Below are 4,253 nucleotides of genomic sequence, written 5' to 3'. Positions count from 1 at the left end.
TTTCCAACCCGGGTTTTTCAACTTTTTTGCTTTGAATTCCAAAAAGGTTTCAAATCCGGTTTTTAGATTAATTCCTTTCCAATTTTAAAATAATGGAATTTTCCCTTTTGCCTGTTATAAATTCAAGCCCATTGTTTAAGTCGGTCTAGATTCCGAGAATTCCTTCTTAAAAAAATGGTCTTTTTAAATATTTTTCTTCTCCGGGTTCTCTTATCTTCTCCCTTTAAAATCTCCATCTAATGAAATGATGTGAATCTAAATGGGAGTATTTTAGGTCTATTTTAAATTTTTAAATTACTTCTAAAACTACTCAAATAAAAATATCATTTAGTCCATATTTATATAATTCATCCATTACTCTCCCAATTTTATCATCATTAAGGTAATCAGGTTTGATTCTTTCTCCTAACAATTTCTCAATGGCTTTATCTTGAAAAAACTGACTGAATAAATATAGAGGTCTTGAAACAAATCCTAGTCCATTGATTAAAATAGACTTAACTACTGTACCTGCTGAGATTTTTTCTCTAACATCTATTCCTAATTTATTATTAATTATTTTGACTATTCCTATTTCATCAATTAAACCAGCTACTATCCCTAAATGGTCTAAATTTTTAACTTGTATTTCTTCTAAATAAGACATTTTTCGCTCTTTTTTTACAGAGGAAACAACTTAAACAATTATCCCACTTTTTTGTCTTCAAGAGCTCAAGCAATTATACTTAATTATTAACCCCAGGCTTGTAGTATTTAATGCTACTTTTTGAAGTGCGGAATCTGGGCTATAATAGTTTCTTTTCTAGCTTTTAGTCCTTGGAAGAGGTTAGACCTCCACACCAGGAATTCCTCGACAGACGTAGCCGTTTCATTTTTGGTCATTTTTAAAATTTATTACCTTATAAATTAGCGGAATATATACGCTAACATCAAAAGAGGTTGTTTGTTACAGTTAAGGCTAATGTCATCACATTCCGAACTTAAGACCAGTCAAGATGTCCACCTGAGAGCCAAACAAATTAAGAATCTAATTCGCTCTCTTAAACAGAAAATAAAGAAAATTGAACGGGAAGGGGAAATAGCACCAGCTAATTGTCATATTATTCGTTATCAGGTTAATGGAAAGGGAACAATCTACTGGTATTATAAACTACAGGCTGCTGAATCAATTTTTCCTATGGCCACTAATAATGAGAAAAAAACCAAATATAAATATTTAGGACGAGCCGGAAGTTCTGCTCATATTGATGCTGTAGAAAAACTCACTAGAAGAAATCTCATTGATGAATTAGAACGAGTCATTCAATCTCTAACTGAAAGCTACTTAGATATCTATATTGGAACCGAAACTGAATGAAGCTATTTAATATTTAAAATCCCCTAAAAAGATGGAAAGAGAGTTTTTAAAATCACCTTAATTCTCTATTTTAGCTCTGGAGATATGTTTAGCGTAAAATTTACGCTAACAATTGTTTTTTATCCAAAGTCCAACCAATTTAGAATACATAATTATTGATGGAGGCTCAACGGATGGCAGTATAGAAATAATTAAAAAATATGAAAAATATTTGCATTATTGGTGTAGTGAGGAAGATGATGGTCACTATGATGGCATTAACAAGGGATTGTCTCATGCTACGGGTGAGATTATGGCTTGGCTAAATAGTGATGATCTGTATTGTCCTTGGGCCTTAAGAACAGTGGCCAGTGTTTTTTCCCAATTATCTGAAGTAGAGTGGTTAACAACACTTAAGCCCATTATTTGGGATTGGCAAGGATTTTGTCTCCATGTCAAAACCATACCAGGTTATTCAAAAGAGGGATTTTTAGACGGACGTTATTTACCCTCAGCTTTTAGGGAACAACGTATTGGCTGGATACAACAAGAATCCACTTTTTGGAAACGAAGTCTTTGGGAGAAGATTGGGGGTTATATTTCTCTCGATTTTCCCTTAGCTGGGGATTTTGATTTATGGTCTAGATTTTATCAATATAGTGATTTATATGGAGTTGACTCCCCTTTGGGGGGTTTTCGTAGTCAACATCAGCAAAAAAGTCGTCAGATTAAAACCTATAGTCAAGAGGCACAACAATCTCTTGAAAAGCTTAGAGAAAAACTCGAATGGTCACCAAATAAAATTCGAGATATTGCTTTTAACTCTTCTTTATGTCGATTACCTAAATTCAGAGGATCAATTATTAAAAATTACGGTTATTGTGGACAGAAGATTATTAGAAGAAATGCGGATTCTTCTGATGGTTTTTGGCAAATTAGACCCTCATTTTTCTTAGGATTTCCTGGATGTATAGACAGGGATACTATTTAGAACAGAAAAAACCCTGCTCAAAAAGCAGGGTTTTAAAAATCGTTTAACCTAAATATTAGTCAATATCAGGCATAGATAGTGCGGGTTCGCTCTCACGATCAATCCCTTTCTCAAATCCAGCAGCGGCCGCCCGCGCACGTCCAGCGTGCCATAAGTGACCAATGAGGAAGAAGAAACCGAGAGTAAAGTGAGAAGTCGCTAACCACGCACGGGGAGAAACGTAGTTAAAAGAGTTAACGTCGGTAATAACCCCACCCACAGAGTTCAAAGAACCTAAAGGAGCATGGGTCATGTATTCAGCAGCGCGGCGTACTTGCCAAGGCTGAATGTCGTTTCTTAACTTATCTAAATCTAAACCGTTAGGCCCACGTAAAGGCTCTAACCAAGGACCACGGAAGTCCCAGAAACGCATGGTTTCACCACCGAAGATAATTTCACCAGTGGGAGAACGCATTAAATATTTACCTAAACCGGTAGGACCTTGAGCAGAACCGATGTTAGCACCCATTCTTTGGTCACGAACCAAGAAGGTGAATGCTTGGGACTGAGAAGCTTCCATACCAGTAGGACCGAAGAATTCACTGGGATAAGCGGTGTTGTTGTACCAAACCATTACAGAAGCGATGAAACCCATTAAGGATAACGCGCCTAAACTGTAAGAAAGGTAAGCTTCACCAGACCAGACGAAAGCACGACGGGCCCAACCAAAAGGCTTGGTTAAGATGTGCCAAACACCACCGAAGATACAAATTAAGCCAACCCAAATATGGCCGCCAATAATATCTTCCATGTTGTCCACACCAACGATCCAACCTTCTCCCCCGAAAGGTGCTTTCAGCAGATAGCCGAAAATAATTGCGGGGTTCAAAGTAGGATTAGTAATCACACGCACATCTCCGCCACCAGGAGCCCAAGTGTCATAGACACCGCCAAAGAACATGGCTTTGAACACCAACAATAGCGCACCACCTCCTAAGAGAATGAGGTGATAACCAATAATGTTGGTCATTTGGTTCTTATCTTTCCAGTCATAACCGAAGAAACTGGAATACTCTTCTAAAGTTTCAGGACCTCTTAAGGCGTGGTAAATACCACCGAAACCAAGAACGGCAGAAGAGATTAAGTGTAATACTCCCGCAACGAAGAAGGGGAAGGTATTAATAACTTCACCAGCAGGGCCTACACCCCAACCGAGGGTAGCAATGTGGGGAAGAAGGATTAAGCCCTGTTCATACATGGGCCTTTCAGGGACAAAGTGGGCGGTTTCAAACAAAGTCATCGCACCGGCCCAGAATACGATTAAACCAGCGTGAGCGACGTGGGCGCCTAGAAGTTTACCGGAAAGGTTAATCAGACGAGCATTGCCTGACCACCAAGCGAAACCGCTAGATTCCAGATCACGACCAACGCCAGAGTTAGAGAGCGTTACCACGGGGCAGTACCTCCTCAGGGAATACAAAGTTTTGATGGGGTTGGTCTTGAGGAGCCATCCAAGCTCTCAGACCTTCGTTTAATAAAATGTTTTTGGTGTAGAATGTCTCGAACTCGGGGTCTTCTGCTGCCCGTAATTCTTGAGAGACAAAGTCATAAGCACGTAGGTTTAAGGCTAAACCAACGATACCAATGGCACTCATCCATAACCCTGTTACGGGTACGAATAACATGAAGAAGTGTAACCAACGTTTGTTGGAGAAAGCAATTCCGAAAATCTGAGACCAGAAACGGTTTGCAGTCACCATGGAGTAGGTTTCTTCTGCTTGAGTAGGTTCAAAAGCACGGAAAGTGTTAGCTTGTTCACCATCTTCAAATAGGGTATTTTCTACTGTTGCACCGTGAATAGCACAGAGTAATGCTCCACCTAATACACCTGCTACTCCCATCATGTGGAAGGGGTTAAATGTCCAGTTGTGGTACCCTTTGTAAAAA

At 39.1% G+C, this 4,253-nt stretch carries 5 protein-coding genes and 1 pseudogene; 2 read left to right on the top strand and 4 right to left on the bottom strand.

The genetic code is table 11. The features are described from left to right. Positions 1 to 169 precede the first annotated feature (169 nt). Both CWATDRAFT_RS30050 and CWATDRAFT_RS41220 read right to left on the bottom strand, forming a co-directional pair. A pseudogene (locus tag CWATDRAFT_RS30050) lies at positions 170 to 646 on the bottom strand (DUF4277 domain-containing protein); the annotation flags it as partial. 113 nt (positions 647 to 759) lie between these two features. Beyond that, positions 760 to 882 carry a hypothetical protein gene (locus CWATDRAFT_RS41220; RefSeq protein WP_268743267.1) on the bottom strand — a complete coding sequence of 41 codons (123 nt, stop codon included), beginning with the start codon at positions 880 to 882 and terminating at the stop codon, positions 760 to 762. Positions 883 to 961: 79 nt separating this feature from the next. Here CWATDRAFT_RS41220 and CWATDRAFT_RS30045 point away from each other — a divergent pair, with 79 nt between their 5' ends. Together CWATDRAFT_RS30045 and CWATDRAFT_RS30040 are read left to right on the top strand one after the other, a co-directional pair. Further along, complete coding sequence (locus CWATDRAFT_RS30045) at positions 962 to 1,357, top strand: hypothetical protein (RefSeq protein ID WP_007308492.1); 396 nt, start codon at positions 962 to 964, stop codon at positions 1,355 to 1,357. 112 nt (positions 1,358 to 1,469) lie between these two features. Further along, positions 1,470 to 2,327, top strand: a complete 858-nt coding sequence (locus CWATDRAFT_RS30040; RefSeq protein WP_007308493.1) for a glycosyltransferase family 2 protein — start codon at positions 1,470 to 1,472, stop codon at positions 2,325 to 2,327. Positions 2,328 to 2,382: 55 nt separating this feature from the next. Here the strand turns inward: CWATDRAFT_RS30040 and psbC are convergent, their stop codons facing one another. Further along, positions 2,383 to 3,759, bottom strand: coding sequence for a photosystem II reaction center protein CP43 (psbC, locus tag CWATDRAFT_RS30035; protein ID WP_007308490.1), 1,377 nt, complete (start codon positions 3,757 to 3,759; stop codon positions 2,383 to 2,385). Further along, positions 3,743 to 4,253, bottom strand: a 511-nt coding sequence (locus CWATDRAFT_RS30030; protein ID WP_007308489.1) for a photosynthetic reaction center family protein, incomplete at its 5' end; no start/stop codon positions are given. The genes psbC and CWATDRAFT_RS30030, both read right to left, overlap by 17 nt.

The sequence above is a fragment of the Crocosphaera watsonii WH 8501 genome, assembly GCF_000167195.1.
In the GTDB taxonomy this organism is placed as follows: domain Bacteria; phylum Cyanobacteriota; class Cyanobacteriia; order Cyanobacteriales; family Microcystaceae; genus Crocosphaera; species Crocosphaera watsonii.
Note: the sequence above shows the minus strand (reverse complement) of the source record. Positions and strands in the feature narration are given on the sequence as shown.